Origin of the sequence: Trebonia kvetii (assembly GCF_007827045.1) — a bacterium.
Classification (GTDB): Bacteria; Actinomycetota; Actinomycetes; order Streptosporangiales; family Streptosporangiaceae; genus Trebonia; species Trebonia kvetii.
In genome coordinates this window covers 491,911-510,179 of the sequence record NZ_RPFW01000005.1, presented here as the reverse complement: position 1 = coordinate 510,179, position 18,269 = coordinate 491,911, and the positions used below count along the sequence as shown (strand labels likewise).

13 protein-coding genes are annotated in these 18,269 nt (G+C 70.0%); 9 read left to right on the top strand and 4 right to left on the bottom strand.

Annotated elements, in window-relative coordinates; genetic code table 11:
- Nucleotides 1–28: 28 nt before the first annotated feature.
- Nucleotides 29–1,168, top strand: a complete 1,140-nt coding sequence (locus EAS64_RS27500) for an enoyl-CoA hydratase/isomerase family protein (protein ID WP_145857636.1) — start codon at nucleotides 29–31, stop codon at nucleotides 1,166–1,168.
- Between the two features lie 16 nt (nucleotides 1,169–1,184).
- On the opposite strand, the gene EAS64_RS27495 is transcribed toward EAS64_RS27500, so the two are convergent.
- On the bottom strand, nucleotides 1,185–1,787 hold the full coding sequence (locus EAS64_RS27495) for a TetR/AcrR family transcriptional regulator (protein WP_222849649.1): 603 nt from the start codon (nucleotides 1,785–1,787) through the stop codon (nucleotides 1,185–1,187).
- A gap of 381 nt (nucleotides 1,788–2,168) precedes the next feature.
- Between EAS64_RS27495 and EAS64_RS27490 the strand changes: the two genes are divergently transcribed.
- The 8 genes from EAS64_RS27490 to EAS64_RS27455 all read left to right on the top strand — a co-directional run bounded on the left by EAS64_RS27490 (nucleotide 2,169) and on the right by EAS64_RS27455 (nucleotide 11,771).
- Nucleotides 2,169–3,317: an acyl-CoA dehydrogenase family protein gene (locus EAS64_RS27490; RefSeq protein ID WP_145857632.1), complete on the top strand. Its 1,149-nt coding sequence runs from the start codon at nucleotides 2,169–2,171 to the stop codon at nucleotides 3,315–3,317.
- On the top strand, nucleotides 3,317–4,105 hold the full coding sequence (locus tag EAS64_RS27485) for an SDR family NAD(P)-dependent oxidoreductase (RefSeq protein ID WP_145857630.1): 789 nt from the start codon (nucleotides 3,317–3,319) through the stop codon (nucleotides 4,103–4,105). Before EAS64_RS27490 ends, EAS64_RS27485 begins: the two co-directional genes overlap by 1 nt.
- A gap of 34 nt (nucleotides 4,106–4,139) precedes the next feature.
- Entirely contained in the window at nucleotides 4,140–5,696 is a 1,557-nt protein-coding gene (locus EAS64_RS27480; RefSeq protein WP_145857627.1) for an acyl-CoA synthetase, read from the top strand.
- 4 nt (nucleotides 5,697–5,700) lie between these two features.
- Entirely contained in the window at nucleotides 5,701–7,779 is a 2,079-nt protein-coding gene (locus tag EAS64_RS27475; RefSeq protein ID WP_222849648.1) for an alpha-ketoacid dehydrogenase subunit alpha/beta, read from the top strand.
- 135 nt (nucleotides 7,780–7,914) lie between these two features.
- On the top strand, nucleotides 7,915–10,338 hold the full coding sequence (locus tag EAS64_RS27470; RefSeq protein ID WP_187366215.1) for a sensor histidine kinase: 2,424 nt from the start codon (nucleotides 7,915–7,917) through the stop codon (nucleotides 10,336–10,338).
- Between the two features lie 12 nt (nucleotides 10,339–10,350).
- Nucleotides 10,351–10,770: a roadblock/LC7 domain-containing protein gene (locus EAS64_RS27465; protein WP_145857623.1), complete on the top strand. Its 420-nt coding sequence runs from the start codon at nucleotides 10,351–10,353 to the stop codon at nucleotides 10,768–10,770.
- A gap of 22 nt (nucleotides 10,771–10,792) precedes the next feature.
- The gene (locus EAS64_RS27460) at nucleotides 10,793–11,182 is read left to right on the top strand and encodes a DUF742 domain-containing protein (protein ID WP_145857621.1); all 390 of its coding nucleotides are present in this window, start codon (nucleotides 10,793–10,795) and stop codon (nucleotides 11,180–11,182) included.
- Nucleotides 11,163–11,771: a GTP-binding protein gene (locus EAS64_RS27455; protein WP_145857619.1), complete on the top strand. Its 609-nt coding sequence runs from the start codon at nucleotides 11,163–11,165 to the stop codon at nucleotides 11,769–11,771. The genes EAS64_RS27460 and EAS64_RS27455 overlap by 20 nt, the downstream gene beginning before the upstream one ends.
- A 29-nt stretch (nucleotides 11,772–11,800) precedes the next feature.
- On the opposite strand, the gene EAS64_RS27450 is transcribed toward EAS64_RS27455, so the two are convergent.
- From EAS64_RS27450 to EAS64_RS46160, 3 genes are read right to left on the bottom strand one after another with little or no spacing between them, the layout of a single operon-like run.
- Nucleotides 11,801–13,321, bottom strand: a complete 1,521-nt coding sequence (locus EAS64_RS27450; RefSeq protein WP_145857617.1) for a carboxylesterase/lipase family protein — start codon at nucleotides 13,319–13,321, stop codon at nucleotides 11,801–11,803.
- Nucleotides 13,318–14,313, bottom strand: a complete 996-nt coding sequence (locus tag EAS64_RS27445) for an alpha/beta hydrolase (protein WP_222849647.1) — start codon at nucleotides 14,311–14,313, stop codon at nucleotides 13,318–13,320. The genes EAS64_RS27450 and EAS64_RS27445 overlap by 4 nt, the downstream gene beginning before the upstream one ends.
- Nucleotides 14,314–14,354: 41 nt before the next feature.
- Complete coding sequence (locus EAS64_RS46160; RefSeq protein ID WP_145857615.1) at nucleotides 14,355–18,092, bottom strand: ATP-binding cassette domain-containing protein; 3,738 nt, start codon at nucleotides 18,090–18,092, stop codon at nucleotides 14,355–14,357.
- Nucleotides 18,093–18,269: the final 177 nt, after the last annotated feature.

Below are 18,269 nucleotides of genomic sequence, written 5' to 3'. Positions count from 1 at the left end.
GCCACACTAGGCGAGGATGGCTGGTTACATGCCCGCAGAACTCTCCGCGCTAGCGGGGCAGCTGGAACTCGAGCTGCTGCCCGACGGGAGGCCGGCCAACCCGCTTGCCGTGATTGAGCTCGACCGCTGGCGCGACGCGCCACCGGGGCTGATCCGTGACGCCGCCGCCCTGGTGGCGCGCGCGCTGCCGGTCACCGTGTGCGTGCTCGCCGGACCGCCGGCCGTCAGCATGGAGCCGCTCATCGCCGCCGCGACGCTGACGCTGACCGCCCGTGTGGCACCGGACGCGGGGGGTGCGGGGGGTCGTGCCCCCGGGCGGCAAGACGCGGGGGGTGCGGGGGGTCGTCCCCCCGGGCAGCACGGCGTGACGCGGGCGTACGTGCCTGTCGGCGACCTCCCCGGCTCACCAGACCTGGGCGCAGCGCTCAGCCGCCTGCGGGCGGCGGTGGAGCGGTCTCCGCGCGCCGCGGTCACCTGCGGACAACTGCTTCGGCAGACAGCCGACCTGGACACCGCCGGCGGCCTGGCGGCCGAGGCCGCGGCGTACTCCATGCTGCTCGGCGGGCCAGAGTTCGCACGCTGGCTCGGCGAGCGCGGTGAGCCGCGGCACCGCGCGCCGTCCGCGGAGCCGGTACGGGTCAGCAGGGACGGCGGACGGCTCCGCATCGTGCTCGACGATCCCGCACGGCGCAACGCATTCAGCGCACGGCTCCGGGAGTCGCTGCTCGACGCGCTGCTCGTCGGCGCGGCCGACGAGACCGTCGAGTCGGTCGAGTTGAGCGGCGCAGGCCCGGCCTTCTGCAGCGGCGGGGACCTGGATGAGTTCGGGGCCGCGAGCGACCTGACTGCCGCCTACCTGGTCCGGCTGTCGCGGGCGCCGTGGCGGGTCATCGACGCGATCGCCGGCAAGGTCACGGTCATGGCGCACGGCGCCTGCATCGGCGCGGGCATCGAGATGGCCGCGTACGCCGGGCGGATCGCCGCCACACCCGACGCCTTCTTCGCACTACCGGAAGTCGGCATGGGACTTGTTCCCGGCGCCGGCGGCTCGGTCAGCGTGCCGCGCCGGATCGGCCGCTGGCGTGCGGCATGGCTGATGCTCACCGGCGACCGGCTGCCCGCCGCGACGGCGCTGCGCTGGGGTCTGGTCGATGAGATGGTGCCGTGACGCTCTGGGCCAGTGGCTATGTCCGCGTGGCGATGCCCCAGACAAAGATGTCAGCGAACGACTTCGCGACCTCCTTGACCGAGAAATGCCCGCCCGCGCGCAGCGACAGGTACGTGTAGTTGTGCATGCCGAGCCAGGCGATGACCGCGAGCCTGGTGTCGGTCGGCCGGAAGTCCCCCGACTCGATGCCCCGCTGAAAGACGGCCTCGACGCGTCGCTCGTACGCACGCCGCCGCTGCCGGAACGACTCCGCGTTCTTCCCGGTCAGCGCGGGGAAATCGTGCAGAAACACCCAGACGTGGTCCGGGAAGCGGAAGATCACGTCGAGGAGTTCCTCACCGAGCATCATGAGCTGCTCGGTCGGGGTTCCGCCCGCCAGGTCAGCCCGGTCCGCGCCCAGCATGACCTCGTCCATCACCCGGTCATGGATGGCGGCGAGCAGCTGCTCCTTGGAGCCGATGTAGTAGTACAGGGCTCCCTTGCCGATGCCGTTCGCCTCGCAGAGTTCTGTCGTGCTGGTGGCGTGGTAGCCACGCTCGGCGAACACCTTCGCGGACGCGTCCACGATCTCGTGGCGGCGCGCCTGCCACTTGGCGCTCTTGCCCTGCTTGTCCTTCACCCTCGTTTGCGGCATCCTTGCGGCCTCATCTAGTCCGGAGCTTCTGTTGACCATTAAAATAACCTGTTGCGATGGGTCGGTCTTTCACCGACGCACCGGGCACTGCCCTGGGCTGCCCTCGGCTAGGTTGAGGCTAGTCAGACGTCGAATTCCCGGTCCAGGCCACCTTTACTGCTCGTAAAAATGATACTACTGACTGGTCAGTATACTCAAGTGCCCTGCTTAGACATGGGTCTACCCGCCGGCCGATCGGTACAAGGTACGGATGGCGGCGTCCGGTCACCGTTCATCAGGTCGTGGGCGATTGCTCATTGCGGAGGCCGACCCGCTGTTCCTATTATGTACTGACCAGTCAGTGTAGGGCGGCAAGGCGAGAGGGCCATGGACTTCACACTCAACGAGTTCGAAGGCGAACTGCTTGACCTGGGCCGAACCTACGCCGAGCGGGAGATCGCACCGGTCGCGGCACAGGCATGGCACGAGGAGCGCTGTCCCACCGAGCTACTTCGCGGTCTGGGCGAACTCGGGCTGCTCGGCACGCTCGTGCCGGAAAAGTGGGGCGGGATCGGGTCATCCACGGTTGGTTACGTGGCACTGCTCGAGGCTCTCGGGTCCGTGGACCCGTCGGTCGCGTCGGCCTGGCAGGCACACTCCACGATCGGGAGCATGCCGCTGCTGCTGTTCGGCAATGACGAGCAGCGCGAGCGCTGGCTGCGACCGCTGGCGGAAGGGCGCAAGCTCGGCGCCTTCGGCCTGACAGAGCCCGGCGCCGGGTCGGATGTCCGCTCACTGCGGACCAGGGCCGAGCGAGTGTCCGACGGGTGGGTGCTGACCGGGCAGAAGGCGTTCATCTCCAACGCGGGCACCGACATGAGCTTCGGGGTCACCGTCCTCGCGCGCACCGGCGAGGACGCGTCGGGCAAGCCGCGCTTCGGCAGCTTCATCGTCCCCAAGGACACCGAGGGCTTCACCATGGGACCGAAACTGCGCGGCATCGGCTGGAAGGGCCTGGACACCAGGGACCTGTTCTTCGACGGTGTCTGGGTGCCCGACAGCCAGGTGGTGGGCGAGCCGGGCGGCGGGCTCGGCCAGTTCCTCAGCGCTCTTGAGGTCGGGCGGATCTCGATCGCGGCGCTGTCCCTCGGCACCGCGTCCGGAGCCATGCGGCTCGCCCTGGCCTACGCCAAGCAGCACGAGCAGTTCGGCACTCCGATCGCCAGCTTCCAGGCGATCCAGTTCAAGCTGGCCGACATGGCCACGGAGATCGAAGCCGCCCGGTGGCTCACCTACTACGCCGCCTCGCTGCGCGACGCGGGCAAGCCATTCAAGAAAGAGGCCGCCATGGCAAAGCTGAAGGCGAGTCAGGTCGCTACCGCGGTGGTGACCGAGGCGGTGCAGATCTTCGGCGGCGCCGGCTACATGCTGGAGAGTGACGTCGCCCGGTTCTACTGCGACGCGAAGGTACTTGAGATCGGTGAAGGAACCAACGAGATCCAGCGTCTCGTCATCGCTCGCGAGCTCGGATGCTAATGACCGGAGACAACCACGGGCCTGACCCGGCGGGCCTGATCCCAGGTCACGCCGGCGTCGCCGGACGGCGCGTCGTGATCACCGGCGCCGGTCGCGGCCTCGGCAGCGTGCTGGCCGCCGCCTTCGACGCGGCAGGCGCCAGGCTGGCCCTGGTCGCCCGGTCCAAGCCGGCCCTGGAGGACGTGGCAAGCCGGCTCTCCGGTGATCACCTGGTGTGCGCCGGCGACGTGCGGGACGAACTGTTCAACGACACGGTCGCCGAGCAGATGACGGAGCGATTCGGCGGCGTGGACGTGTGGATCGCCAACGCCGGGGTGTCACGCGAGGATCCGGACATCACCCGGATGTCGGCGGCGGCCTGGCGTGAGGTGATCGACACCAACCTGACAGGGACGTTCCTCGGCGCGCGCGCCGCCGCGGCCCGGATGGGCGCGGGCGGCCGCATCATCGTGACAGGCTCGGTGCTCGGCGACCGGCCGCACGGCCGCCTCGCCGCCTACTCGGCGTCCAAGGGCGGCGTGCACGCCCTGGTCAGGTCGCTGGCGCAGGAGCTCGGACCACGGGAAATCACCGCCAACGCGGTGGCGCTCGGCTGGTTCGAGACCGGGCTCGGCTCCTTCTGGCAGCGGGACGAGCAGCGCGAGCAGGACATCGCGCGGCACACCGCACTCGGCCGCTGGGGAACCGACGCCGACCTGCCCGGCGTCTACCTGTTCCTCGCCTCGCCCGCCGCGGCGTACATCACAGGAACCACGATTACCGTTGACGGCGGCTACTCGCTGCTTTGACGCTCGATCCCGAACTGACGTCGAAGGAGATGGCATGTTCAACCTGACGCGGTCCCTCGACAGGAACGCGGACCGCACGCCGCACGAGGACGCGGTTGTCTTCCGCGATACGCGGCTGACGCACCGGCAGCTCCTCGACCGGGTGAACGCGCTCGCCGCCGCCTTCCTGGAAGCCGGCGTCGGCAAGGGCGACATCGTGGCGCTGCTCATGGGCAACCGTCCCGAGTTCCTGGAGAGCGCGCTGGCGGTGAACCGCGTCGGCGCGGCCTTCCTCCCGCTCAACGTGCGGCTGGCCGAGCCCGAGATCGAGTACATCATCAGGCACGCGGGCGCGGTGGCGATCGTGACCGAGCCGAGCTTCGCCGGGCCGGTCGCCGCCATCGGCGAGCGGCTGGCCACCCCGTGGACGGTTGTCATAGTCAGCGAGGGCGAAGGCACGGGCCTGGCCGCCGCCGGATACGAGTCATTTCTCGGTTCGCACAGCGGCGCAACCGTTCCTCCCGCCGATGTCGCCGAGACGGACCTGCACCGGCTCATGTACAGCTCGGGGACGACCGCGCACCCCAAGGGGGTGCCGATCACCTACGCGAACTTCTACTGGAAGACGATCGGGCACGTCGCCGAGTTCGGCATGAGCGCGGCCGACCGCACGCTGATGGCCGGGCCGATGTATCACGTCGGCGCGTTCGACCTGCCCGGAATCGGGACCTGGTGGGTCGGCGGCAGCCTGGCGATCCTGCCGCGTTTCGACGTGCCCGACCTGCTCGCCACCATCGAGCGTGAACGGCCGACCAACGTCTGGCTGGCCCCGGCGATGGTGAACGCCACGCTGAACGCGATCGCCCAGTCACCCGGGCTCGGCGACCACAGCACGGCGAGCGTCCGCTTCATCACCGGGGGCGGGGAGAAGATGCCGCTGCCGCTCATCGAGCGGCTGCTCGCGGCCTTCCCGAACGCGCGGTTCGCCGACGCGTACGGACTGACGGAGACCGTGTCCGGCGACACGTTCAACGACGAGGCGCACACCCTGTCCAAGATCGGCTCGGTCGGCAAGCCGGTGGTCGGCCTCGACGTGACGATACTCGGCCCGGACGACGCGCCGGTTGAGGCGGGCGCCGCCGGCGAGATCCTGCTGCGCGGCCCCAAGGTGATGTCCGGCTACTGGAAGAATCCCGAGGCCACCGCCGCCGCGTTCACCCACGACGGCTGGTTCCGCACCGGGGACATCGGCCACCTCGACAAGGACGGCTACCTCTATATCGACGATCGCAAGAAGGACATGATCGTGTCCGGCGGCGAGAACGTCGCGACGTCCGAGGTCGAGCGAGTGCTCTACGAGAACCAGGCGGTGCTCGAGGCGGCGGTGGTCGCCATGCCCGACGCGCGGTGGGGCGAGGTGCCGCGCGCCTTCATCGTGCTCAAGCCGGGCGAGGAGCTCACGGCCGAGGCGCTGGTTGCGCACTGCCGCGAGCGGCTCGCGGGCTTCAAGACGCCGAAGGAAATCGTGTTCCTCGACACGCTGCCGCGAAACCCATCGGGCAAGGTGCTCAAGCGCCAGCTTCGCGACATCGACAGCGATGCGGAAAGGTAAGCAATTGCCGGCCACCCAAGTCCCCCAGCCGACGGCAGCGGAGCTCCGCGAACTTCCGGCGGACCGCCTGCTCGAGGCCTTCGGGCGGATGACCATGATCCGGGTGTTCGAGGAGCGGGTGTCCGGCCTCTACGCCAACGGCGAGGTCCCCGGATTCGTGCACCTGTCGATCGGCCAGGAGGCCGCCGCGGTCGGCGCCTGCTGGCCACTGGCCGCCACCGACGTGATCACGTCCAACCACCGGGGCCATGGCCACTGCCTGGCCAAGGGGCTCGCCCCCGAGCCGATGATGGCCGAACTGCTCGCCAGGGCCACGGGAACCAACAAGGGGCTCGGCGGCTCGATGCACATCGCCGACCCCAGCCTGGGGATCTTCGGCGCGAACGGCATCGTCGCCGCCGGCGTGCCGATCGCCGCGGGCGCGGCGCTCGCCGCCCAGCTGCGCGGGCGGCGCGACGTGGTGGTGTCCTTCTTCGGCGACGGGGCGGTCGCGCAGGGCGCGTTCCACGAGGCGGCTAACCTGGCGGCGTTGTGGAAGCTGCCGGTGGTCTTCTTCTGCGAGAACAACGGCTACGCGGAATTCTCGCCGATCGCCGACCAGCACCCGGTGCCGATGGCCACCCGGGCCGCGGCGTACGGGCTCGAGTACGTCGCCGTCGACGGCAACGACGTGGAAGCCGTCGCGGCTGTCATGACCGACGTGGTCCAGCGGATCAGGGACGGCGCCGGGCCCGCGTTCGTTGAGGCCGCCACCTACCGCTGGCACGGCCACTACGAAGGCGACCCGGAAAAGTACCGCACCAAGGAAGAGCTGGCGCAGTGGCAGGAGCGCGACCCCCTGGTCATCACCCGCGCGCGGCTGCTCGGACGCGGGGTGCCGCAGGAGACGCTCGACCAGATCGAGGCCCAGGTCCAGGCCAGGATCGACGCCGCGGTCGACAGCGCACGGCAGGCGCCGCAACCGGACATGACGGTACTCCGCTCGTCGGTGTACGCCGCGCGGACGCCGGTCGCCGAGCCGGCCTGGGAGCCGGCCGCCGACAACGAGATCTTCCGGACCATGGACGCCGTACGCCTGGCGCTCGAGGGTGAGCTCGCGGCGAATCCCGATATGTTCGTGGCAGGCGTCGACGTCGGCAAGGGCGGCAACGTGTTCGCACTTACCCGCGGCCTGTACGCGAAGTGGCCGGACCGGCTGCTCGACACGCCGATCTCGGAGACGGCGGTGATGGGGCTCGCGGTCGGCGGCGCCATGGCCGGCATGACGCCCGTCGTGGAGCTGATGTACCTGGACTTCCTCGGTGTCTGCTTCGACCAGATCCTTAACCAGGCCGCCAAGCTGCGGTTCATGACCGGCGGCAAGGCGCGCATGGGCCTGGTGATCAGGACGCAGTTCGGCGGCGGCCGGTCCTCGGGCAGCCAGCACTCCCAGTCGCTCGAGGCGCTGCTCGCCCACGTCCCCGGGCTGACGGTGGTCATGCCGTCAACCCCGGCGGACACCTACGGGCTGCTGCGGTCAGCGATCCTGGACCCGAATCCGGTGGTGTTCATCGAGAACCGCCAGATGTACGGGATGAAGGGCCCCAAGCCGCCGGCGGACTACCTGATCCCGCTCGGCAAGGCGAAGGTCGTGCGGGAAGGCACCGACCTCACCATCGTGAGCGTCTCGCGGATGGTCCACGAGGCGGTGGCCGCCGCCGGGGCGCTGGCGGAGCGCGGGATCAGCGCCGAGGTCATCGACCTGCGCACGGTGTCGCCGCTTGACAAGGAGACGATCCTGGCGTCGCTTGCCAAGACGAACCGGCTGCTTATCGCGCACGAGGGGGTCACCGACTTCGGCATCGGCGCGGAGATCGCAGCGCTGGCCGTGTACGAGGGATTCTGGACGCTTGACGCGCCGGTGATGCGGGTCGCGCCGCCGCCCACGCCGTCACCGTACGCGCCGAACCTGGAGCGGCAGTGGTTGCCCGACAGGGGCTCCATTGAGCGCGCCGCGATAGCGCTGGCGCGGGTCTTATTTGCGATTGCCTATATGACCGAGGCCCTCATTGCTTTCGGTTTAGAATTTTACCAAATTACCTAATTGCACTGTTCGTGCGGTGTTATGGTCGCGCTACCACGTGGCTAACTGGCGGCTGCTGCCTGTCTCATGCGAGGCTCAATGACGACCTTCCGACGTCGCGTCCATTCACGACCGCTCAGGACGTTCCTGATCGCCATGATCGCGGTGCCCCTGGTTTCCCTGCTCGCACTGTGGGGCTTCGCGGCCAGCATCACGGTCAACGCCGCCATCAAGGACCGGGCGTACAACGCGAGCAGCCAGACAACCAACGCCGGAGTCTACGGGCTGGTGAGCCAGCTGCCCCAGGAACGGGCGCAGACCTACGTCTGGCTGCTGAGCGGTCAGCGAGCACCGCGGGCACCCATCCTCGCCGCGCGGAAGCTGGTCGACAAGGCGGTGCCGCCGGCCAGGACCGCGCTGGTGGCGATCGAGGGAACAGCAAACCCGGTGCTGAGCGCACTGATCGCCGACCTGAACCGGATCCCCGCCATCCGCAAGGCCGTCGACTCAGGCACGATGAGCGCGTCGGCCGCATTCGCCGCGTACAGCGACATCGTCGACGAGGAGTTCGGCTACTTCAACTCGACAGTCAACGAACGGAGCGGCGGCGGGCTTGGCGGCGTCTCGGTCGGCGCCGTCGACGGGGCGTACGCGCTTGAGATGGCGAGCAGGGAGGCCGCGCTCATCGACGGCACGCTGAGCGACGGCGGCCGCCTGACTCCCGCCATCAGGGAACTGTTCGCGGGCGCCGCGGCAGAGCGGCACGAACTCCTTCGCGAGACCCAGGCGCTGGTCCCCGCTAACCTCTATCCCAGCTACGTCAACGACTCTCCGGCCTACCGGCAGTTCCAGGCCATGGAGACCCAGATACTCGACAGCACGGGAAACCAGGTCCCGGTGAACGGTAAGACCTGGCTGTCGGTGACCACTGCCTACCTCGGGGCCACGTACCAGAGCCAGAACGAGACCGACGCGCCGGCGCTGCAAGCCATGAGCTCGAACGAGAGCAACCGGCTGCTCACCGAGGCCATTAGCGCCGGCGGCGTCGGCCTGGCCGCGGTCGTGGTGTCGGTGTTCCTCCTGGTCTGGTTCGGCCGCAAGGTCACCAGGGACCTCGGCGGACTGAACAGCTCCGTCCGCGAAATGGCGGAGGAACGGCTGCCGCGGGTCGTCGGCCGGCTCCGCCGCGGTGAGGACGTGGACGTCCGCGCGGAATCGCCGCCGCCAGGCTCGAGCTCCATCAGGGAAATCTCCGCCATCGCCGATTCCTTCTTCACGGTGCAGGGGGCGGCGGTCGAGGCGGCGGTCGACCAGGCGAGGCTGCGCAAGGGCGTCAACCAGGTCTTCCTGAACATCTCCATGCGCAATCAGTCGCTGCTGCACCGGCAGCTGAAGATGCTCGACTCCATGGAGCGCCGGACCAGCGATCCCACCGCCCTGGCCGAGCTCTTCCGCCTCGACCACCTCACCACCCGCATGCGCAGGCACGCCGAGGGCCTCATCATCCTGTCGGGCTCCACGCCGGGCCGTGGGTGGCGCGAGCCGGTGCCAGTCGTCGACGTGCTGCGCGCGGCGGTCGCCGAGGTCGAGGACTACGTGCGCGTCGACGTCGTCAGCGAATCGCGCGACCTGGTCGCGGGCAACGCGGTAAACGACCTCATCCACCTCGTCGCCGAGCTGGTGGAGAACGCCACAGTGTTCTCCCCGCCCAACACGCGCATCGAGGTCAGAGCGGACCGGGTCGGGACGGGCCTGGTGGCGGAGATCGAGGACCGCGGTCTTGGCGTGAGCGAGCCGGAACGCGACGCCATCAACCAGCGCCTGGCCAGTCCGGCGGAGTTCGACCTCGCCAACAGCGACCAGCTCGGGCTGTTCATCGTCAGCCGGCTGGCGGCCAGGCACGGCATCAGGGTCTCGCTCCGCGAGTCGGCCTACGGCGGCACGACAGCGATCGTCCGGGTGCCGTTCGGCGTGATCGTGCGGGACGAGGACGAGATGCCGGTCTCGGACGAGAGCTGGGTGATTCCACCGGACATGGCCCCGGGAACGGCGGCGTCGATCGGGACGGGGCGGCACCGGCTGCGGATGGCGGTGACGGGCCGCGTGGCCGAAGGGCCCGGCAACGGACGGACGGCGGAGCCGGAGAACGTCCCCGCACCGCGGTCCGTCCCCCGTGCCCCCTGGGAGATGGAGCCGCCAGCGGTGACGACGGCGGCGGCACCCGAGCCGCCGCCGTTGCGCGGCGCGGACCGCTGGAGGCCAGCACCGGAGCCGCCGCCGCGCGGCGCGGACCGCTGGAGGGCCGCACCCGAGCCGCCATCGCGCGGCGCGGACCCCTGGGGGACGTCGCAGGGGCCAGCCTCGTCAGGCAGTCACCTCGGGATGCCCATCCGGGTGCCGCAGGCCAGCATGGCACCGCAGTTGCGGGACGGCCGTCAGGGGGGCGCACAGGCACGCGAAGAGCCGGGCGTCGACGAAAGGGCGCCGGAGGCGGTCCGTGACATGATGTCGCAGATGGAGCGAGGGTGGAAGCGCGGACGAATGGACGACCTCGACGATGCCGACGCGATTGACTGGTAGGGAGAACCGGTAATGACACAGACCGACGCGACCGGGCAGCTCAGCTGGCTGCTCGACAACCTCGTCGAGCAGGTTGAGCACGTCGAGCAGGCACTCATCCTGTCCAGGGACGGCCTGGTGGTTGCCGCGTCACGAGGCTTGTCCCGCGAGGACAGTGAGCACCTGTCCGCGCTGGCGGCCGGGGTGCAGAGCCTGGCCAGGGGAACCGGGGAGCATTTCCGCGGCGGCAAGGTGCGGCAGACCATCATCGAGATGGAAAACGCGTTCCTGTTCGTCATCGCGGCGGGGCGGGGAACGTGCCTCGCGGTGCTGACGTCAGCCGACCCCAACGTGGGCGTCATCGCCTATGAGATGGCAATGCTTGTCCGCCGCATGGGCAAGTACCTCGCGGCAGAGCCGCGGTTCCCCGTTGGCGGAATAGGGCTGGAGTAACCATGCGAGACGGGTACCGGACATGACGGGCGCGGGCGAGGACGGGCATGGGAGCCGCTGGCTCGACGGGGACGCCGGCCCCGTCGTGCGGCCCTACGCGGTGACGAAGGGGCGGACCGCCCCGGGCACCGGGTCCCGTTTCGGGCTTATTGACGTCGTGGCGGCGACTGGGGCATGGCCGCAGCCGCACTTCCGGCCCGGACCCGAGCACCGCAGGATCATGGAGCTTTGCCAGGGGCCCAAGCCCGTCATCGACGTCGCCTCGGAGACCGACCTTCCCGTCGGGGTGGTGCGCGTGCTGATGGGCGACCTCATCGACGAGGGACTGCTGCGCGTGGTGCCTGCCCAGCGTAAACCCCATACCGACCAGCGCCTGTTGAGGATGGTGCTCGATGGACTTCAATCGCTCTAATGGCGCCGACGCCGCGGGGAGACCGCCGTCGACCGCCAAGTTCCTCGTCGCCGGGGGCTTCGGGGTGGGAAAGACCACCTTTGTCGGCGCGATCAGCGAGATCAGGCCGCTGCGCACCGAGGAGCAGTTGAGCGATCTCAGCGTGGGCATCGACGACACCCGCGCGGTGAGCGGCAAGACGACCACCACGGTGGCCATGGACTTCGGCCGGATAAGCTTCCCGTCGGGCCTGGTGCTCTACTTGTTCGGCACGCCAGGTCAGCAGCGTTTCTGGTTCATGTGGGATGAGCTGGCAATCGGCGCGATCGGCGCCGTGATACTCGCCGACACCCGGCGGGTCGCCGACTGCTTCGCCTCCATCGACTACTTCGAGCGGAACGGCACGCCCTTCGTCATCGCCGTCAACTGCTTCGACGACGCACCGCGATTCCAGCCGGAAGACATCAGGATCGCGCTGAGCCTGGGGCCCGAGGTGCCCATCGTGCTGTGCGACGCACGGCAGCGGGAGTCCGTCAAGCAGGTGCTCGTCAGCCTCGTCAAGTACGTCATGGCGGCGACCGGCCCGACGGTGAGCGGCGGGATCCGCTGACGTCGGCGATGAGCCGGGCGAGAATGCCGTCAGGTGGCCAGCGGTAGCGGGCGGGGCGGTACGTGGTCCTGCCAGAGGCGGCGTGAGGTCTCGGCCGGGTAGGGGACAACCGCGGGCGGGATGTCGAAGACACGGGTGAGGCGTTCGCGGGGGTCGTAGGCGGGCCAGCCGGGATCGCCGGTCGCGGCGAACCTGGTCCAGGCCGTACGGAACTGAGCCGACATCTCTTCGGCGGCCGGGACCGGCGGCGGGCCGATCAGCCGGCCGGCGAGGCCCCCTTCCAGGTTGCCGAAGACGAGGGGCCCGTCAAGCCCGTGGCAGGCGCCCAGGATGCCGCCGTTGACGGGAGCGGGCCAGGCCAGCTCGTAGAGGTAGGCCATTCCCCCGGCGGCCGTCTGCGCCTCGGCCAGCTGCAGGGTCGGCATGCGGAACACCCAGTCGTTCTGGATCAGCTCGTACAGCCGCTCCGCGGACGCGTCAGGGAAGGCGGCGCGGTAGGCCTGCTCGCCGTCGGGCCCCGGCCCGAGAACGCGCAGGCGCTTGCCCGCCTGTTCCTCGCTGATCTTGCCAAGCTGGCCGCTCATGACGAGGCCAAGCCTGGCCTCGTCCCTGGTGTGGCCGACGATCAGCGGCACGTCGCGGGCGGCACCCGCGGCCAGCGCCGCCCAGGGTGTCACCGGGAGCACGTCGCCGTCGACGACCGGCGCGAACGGGGTGTCGGTCAGCGCCACCTGGCCCCAGCGGTCCTCGTACTGGCTGAGCTTGCGGTCCACCGCGTCCCCCGCGGCCACCAGCCGCACCGGGTCCACTGCGGACAGGTCGGCGACGGTCGCCCGCAGCCCGAGTTCGGCCGCGATGGCCGCGGCGATATCGGCCGCCAGCGGGGGTGAGTAGTACAGGCCGGGGACGCTCTGCGCGATCGCCCGGCGGAACAGGCCCGCCGCCCGCGGCATGGCGAGCAGCGAGGCGACCGAGCCGCCCCCGGCCGACTGGCCGAACACGGTGACCTCGGCGGGGTCGCCGCCGAAGGCGGCGATGTTGTCGCGCACCCAGTTAAGCGCCGCCACCTGGTCGAGCAGGCCACGGTTGGCGGGCGCACCGTCGAGATAGGCGAAGCCCTCCATGCCGGTGCGGTAATTGAAGGTGACAAGCACCTGGTCGCCCTCGCGCGCAAGACGGCTGCCGTCATAGGCGGGGATCTCGGCCGAGCCAACCTTGTAGGCGCCACCGTAGATCCAGACAAGCACCGGTCGCCTGGCGGCCGGGTCGGCGGCCGGCGTCCACACGTTCAGCGTCAGCCAGTCGTCGCTGGCGGGCACCGGGGCGGGGCCGAAGACACTCGACTGCGGTGGCGGCGGGCCGAACGCGGTCGCGTCACGCACGCCATCCCACGGCGTCACCGGCTGGGGAGTGGCGAACCTGGCCGGGCCGGTCGGCGGCTGCGCGAACGGGATGCCGCGGAAGACCGCCAGGCCGCCCTCGGCCCGGCCGCGCACCGCGCCCGCGATGGTTCGCGCCTCGGGTTCGGCCGGCTGCCGCACGCTTGTCATCGCGTCTCCTTGCTCCAGTGGGCGTCGGCGAACCGCCTGACCTCCCGGAGGATCTCCTGGTCTTCTGGTGCCATGCCCATGAACCCGCCGTGCCCGGCCGCCTCGGTGACGTGCAGCTCGGCGGGGACGCCGGCCCGGCGCAGCGCCCGGTGCAGCAGCACGGTGTCGGACAGCAGCATGTCGCGGGTGCCGGTGGTGAGGATGGCGGGCGGGAAGCCCCCGGCGAAGTCGCCGTTCAGCGGCGACAGGTACGGGTGACTGAGGTCCTGCCCGGCCGCGTAGAGCAGGAACGCCGGCCGGCCGCTGCCGGGGATGAGCGGATCAAGGCCCAGGTTGACCTGATGGGAGTCGCCGGACTCGGTGAGGTCCGCGCCCGGCGTCATCAGCACCGTGGCGGCCGGCAACGGCAGGCCCTCGTCGCGGGCGCGCAGGATGAGCGCGGCGGCGAGGTTGCCTCCGGCCGAGGCGCCGCCGATGATGATCCGCTCCGGCGGCCGCTCGCCGAGCAGCGCCCGGTAGGCGGCGAGACAGTCGTCGAGCGCGGCGGGGAAGGGATGATCGGGCGGCATCCGGTAGTCGACCGCCCACACCCGGGCCGCCATGCGGACGGCGGTGCCGGTGGCCATCGTGGCGCAGAGCTCGCCGCCGCCCCAGATGAACCCGCCGCCGTGGATGTCGAGGTAGACGCGGTCGTCATCGTCGGCGAGGCCGTCGGGCGTGATCTCGTAGACGCGGCAGCCGCCGAGGTCCCGGTGCCGCACCGTGACCGGGGCGGCGGCGCGGCCCGCCATCATCGCCGCGATCGCGCCGTCATGGGCGGCGATCATCGCCCGCCAGGCCGCCGGATCGTCCAGGGGCGGGTACTCTGTGCGCTGCGCGGGCGTGTTCGCGATCACCGCCTGGGCTTCTTTGCTTACCGAGGCGGGCACCGGGATGTCGCGTGCGGGCAGCCGGATGACGCCTGGCCGCTCGGTCATGGGTGGTTCGGTCATGGCCTTCCGATCGGGGAGACGACAAGGGCAGCGGCCGTGCGTCAGCTGGCGGCGACCGGCCCGCTTGCCTCGCGGACCCGCTCGGGTGCGGGCGCCGTGTGCTCACCGCCGAGGTACGCGGAGCTGACCATGTCGCCGACCACCCCGGGCTCGCCGTGGAAGGTAATTCGCCCGTTGATTAGCAGCGCGCCTGAGTCGGCCACCTTCAGCACCTCGGCCGCGAACTGCTCCACCACCAGGATGGTCAGGCCCTGCCTGGCGATGCCGGCGAGCACCTCGTACAGTTCCTCGACGATCTTGGGCGCGAGACCCATCGACAGCTCGTCGACCAGCAGGATGGACGGGTTCACGGCCAGGGCACGGGCCATCGAGAGCATCTGCTGCTCACCGCCGGAAAGCTTGCCCGCCAGCTGGGTGCGGCGCTCGCCGAGCCGCGGGAAGTGGTGGAAGGACTTCTCCAGGATGTCCGCGTAGCTGGCGCCGGCGAAGCTCGCCATCTTGAGGTTGTCGGTGACGGTGAGGTTCGGGAAGACACCCCGGCCCTCGGGGACCACGCACAGCCCGCCGCGGACCAGTCGCTCGGTGGGGACGCCGGCGATCGGCTGACCGTTGATCGACGCCGTGCCCTTGGTCGGCGTCAGCTGCCCGGAAAGGACCTTGAGCGCGGTCGACTTGCCCGCGCCGTTCGGCCCGAGCACGGCGCACACCTCGCCGCTGCGGACGGTCAGGCTGATGTCCCGCAGCACGTCGATGCCGCCGTAGCCCGCGGACACGCCGTCGAGCGCGAGCGCGACAGGCACGTCCGCCTCCGGCCGGGGCTTCGCCGGCGCTGTCCCGGCCGGCTCGGTGACCAGGGCGACCGGACGGGTCCCGGCCGGCTCGGCCGCCACCGTGCCAGCCCCCGTGCCTTCGGCGAGCGCGGGACGCCCCGCCTCCTCGCCGCCGGTGCCGAGATAGGCCTCGAGGACCCTCGGGTCCACCTGAACCTCGGCCGGGGTGCCGGTCGCGATCACCTGTCCGGCGTCGAGCACCACGATGTGATGGCAGAGGTTCATGATGAACCCCATGTCGTGCTCGACCACCAGGATGGCGATGCCGGTGGAGGCCAGCCCGCGCAGCAGCGCGGCGAACGTCTCGGTCTCCGACGCCGACAGGCCGGAGGAGGGCTCGTCGAGCAGCAGCACCCGCGGCTGGGTGGCCAGCGCGCGGGCCACCTCCACCAGCCGGGCGGTTCCCGTCGGCAACAGCTCCGCCCGGGTGTCCGCCACCGCCTGCAGGCCCAGGTGCTCGATGATCGTTTCCGCGATGACGTCCGGTCGTCCCGCCCCGGTGCGCGCCCAGCGCCTGCGGTGCAGGTCGGCGGCCACGCGGATGTTGTCCCGCACGGACAGCGAGCCGAACACCTCAAGGCGCTGGAAGGTGCGGGCGAGGCCGAGCCTGGCGAACTGGTTGGGCCGCGCGCCTGTCACGTCCTTGCCGTCGACGAAGATCCGGCCCTGGTTCGGTTCCTGCATGCCGGTGGCGACATTGAACAGCGTTGTCTTGCCTGCGCCGTTCGGCCCGATGAGGCCGATGATCTGCCCGTCCTGCAGGTCGAGGCTCACCTTGTTGACGGCGAGCAGGCCGCCGAAGCGGACGCTGACGTCCCGCAGTTCCACCGCGGGCCGGCCGGTGTTGGCGCGCGCCGCCGGCGAGGGCAGCCGGGTCAGCTCGCGTACCTCGGACAGGCCGGTCGTCTCCGCGGCGCGCTCCGGTGCTGGCTTGGCGCCCATCAGCCGCCTGCGCAGCTTGGCGATGTTCTGGACCTCGTGCTCCCAGATGCCCTCCGGGTTCCTGCCGACGCCGATGCCGATCAGGCCGGGGCCGAGGTTGGCGAACCAGGTGAGGAAGGTGTTGTCGGGGAACGCCTGGTTCAGCCAGGCGAACTGCACGAGGAGGATCGCGCCGACCACCGTGCCGCCGACCACCGACACGCCGCCCACGACCAGCAAGAGCAGGTACGGCAGGCCCGCGGTGAGCTGGAAGTCGGTAGTGCCGACCGAGGTGTAGTAGAAGGCGAACAGGCCGCCGGCCAGGCCGGCGATCGCCGCGGAGAACATGAACACGCCCAGCTTGGTCAGCGTGAGGCTCATGCCGAGCATGGAGGCGGCGTCGGGACTGTCCCGCAGCGCGACCAACCGCCGCCCGAAGCTGCGCCGCTGCACTGCGATAACGATCAGGCCGACGACGCTGAACAGGATCGTCGTGAAGATCAGGAACCCGGCGCCCTGCGCGAACGAGATCCCGAGGAAGCTGAACGGGTTCTCCACTTGCAGACCGAACACCGACAGGGGAGGCACCTGCAGGTTGCCGTTGCCGAATACGTGCGGCTGGTCGAAGAACAGGAACTCGGCTAGGCGGGCGAACGCCATCGTCGCCAGGGCCAGGTAAATGCCCTGCAGCCGGATGGCGGGCCCGGCCATGATCATGCCGACGGGCACCGTGAGGGCGGCCGCGATGAGCAGGCCGAGCACGTTGCCGTTGAAGCCCCACTCCACCATGGCGAACGCGCCGAAGCCGACCAGGGTGATCTGCGCCAGGCTGATCTGGTTGGCCCAGCCGGTCAGCGGCACGAGGGACAGCATCACGAACGCGGTGAGCACGACGAGCGTGACCATCCGCAGGTTGGTCCGGTCGAGGGTGGCGGCGCAGACGGCCGCGATCACGATAAGGGCGGCGAAGCCGAGCAGGGCGTTGCGGGTAGCCGGGATGCGGTCGGCGGTCTTCCGCGGCTTGGCCCTGCCCTTGATCCGCGCGTCCTTGACGAACAGCACCGCGATGAACAGCAGGGCGGCCGGGATGGCCTGCGGCGCCGACGTCCAGCGGCCGGTCCAGCTCAGGAAGTTCTCCTGGAAGGACAGCGTAAGGCCGATGATCAGGCCGCCGACGTACGCCATGGGCAGGCTGCGCAGCCGGGCGATGATGGCCGCCGCGAACGCGTCGACGATGAACAGGGTCAGCGTGCCCGGGTCGAGGGTGCTCAGCTCCTCAGACAGGAAGATGCCGGCCAGCGCGGCCATGGACGAGCCGAGCGCCCACGCGGTCATCGTGGCGGAGGCCGGGCGGGCGCCGTTGAGCACGGTCAGCTCACGGTTGTCGACGACCGCGCGCATCGTGACGCCGAGCCGCGTGTGGTAGAGCAGGAAGCGGAGCAGCAGGCCGACGGCGATACCGGTGGCGATGGTGACGACCCGGTAGTACGGCAGGAAGGTGCTGCCGATGTTGAAGCCACTGCTGCCGAAGAACGTCGGGATGGTGTGCGAGGTGTTGGGGTTCCACAGCGACGCGGCCAGGCCCATCAGGCCGAGCATCAGGCCGATTGTCACCACCAGCTGGGCGACGATCGGTGAGTCGGTGAGGTATCGCATGATTCCCCGCTCGATGAGCACGCCCATGATGGGGGCGGCCACCAGCACCGTCAGCAAGATCCCGACGATGGTGGGCAGCCCGATGTCGACCCGGAACTCCCAGTACACAAACGCCAGGAACATGCCGATCGCGCCCTGCGCGAAGTTGAACACGCCCGAGGTCGCGTAGGTGACGACCAGGCCCTGCGCGGCGACACCGTAGATGGAGCCGAGCGCTATCCCGGTGATGACAAACCCGAGAATGGCGCTTCCCGTGACGGGCAGCCCGCTCCAGGACTGCTGGATGATGACGGCAACGATGGCCGCGACCACGAGCGCGCCCGCGTACGTGCGGGTGCGCTCACGAGAAAGCGCCTGCCGGATATCAGTCACCTTTAACCAACTCCTCAGCTACCGTGCCGTCATTTGTGTACCGACCGGTTGGTCATAAGAATGCGGTCTATGACGGGTTGGAGTCAACAGCAACGGTGCGTTGACATCTGCTCGCTCGCGCATAAAACTGACCGTTCAGAACAAGAACCTCGAGTATGGGGGGTCGGCCAGCCGCTT

What these genes read in the sequence shown, in the direction of transcription:
- EAS64_RS27465 (WP_145857623.1), top strand. Translation starts at nt 10,351, where the DNA reads ATGACACAGACCGACGCGACCGGGCAGCTCAGCTGGCTGCTCGACAAC.
- EAS64_RS27450 (WP_145857617.1), bottom strand. Translation starts at nt 13,321, where the DNA reads ATGACAAGCGTGCGGCAGCCGGCCGAACCCGAGGCGCGAACCATCGCG.
- EAS64_RS27460 (WP_145857621.1), top strand. Translation starts at nt 10,793, where the DNA reads ATGACGGGCGCGGGCGAGGACGGGCATGGGAGCCGCTGGCTCGACGGG.
- EAS64_RS27500 (WP_145857636.1), top strand. Translation starts at nt 29, where the DNA reads ATGCCCGCAGAACTCTCCGCGCTAGCGGGGCAGCTGGAACTCGAGCTG.
- EAS64_RS27490 (WP_145857632.1), top strand. Translation starts at nt 2,169, where the DNA reads ATGGACTTCACACTCAACGAGTTCGAAGGCGAACTGCTTGACCTGGGC.
- EAS64_RS27455 (WP_145857619.1), top strand. Translation starts at nt 11,163, where the DNA reads ATGGACTTCAATCGCTCTAATGGCGCCGACGCCGCGGGGAGACCGCCG.
- EAS64_RS27445 (WP_222849647.1), bottom strand. Translation starts at nt 14,313, where the DNA reads ATGACCGAACCACCCATGACCGAGCGGCCAGGCGTCATCCGGCTGCCC.
- EAS64_RS27480 (WP_145857627.1), top strand. Translation starts at nt 4,140, where the DNA reads ATGTTCAACCTGACGCGGTCCCTCGACAGGAACGCGGACCGCACGCCG.
- EAS64_RS27485 (WP_145857630.1), top strand. Translation starts at nt 3,317, where the DNA reads ATGACCGGAGACAACCACGGGCCTGACCCGGCGGGCCTGATCCCAGGT.
- EAS64_RS27470 (WP_187366215.1), top strand. Translation starts at nt 7,915, where the DNA reads ATGATCGCGGTGCCCCTGGTTTCCCTGCTCGCACTGTGGGGCTTCGCG.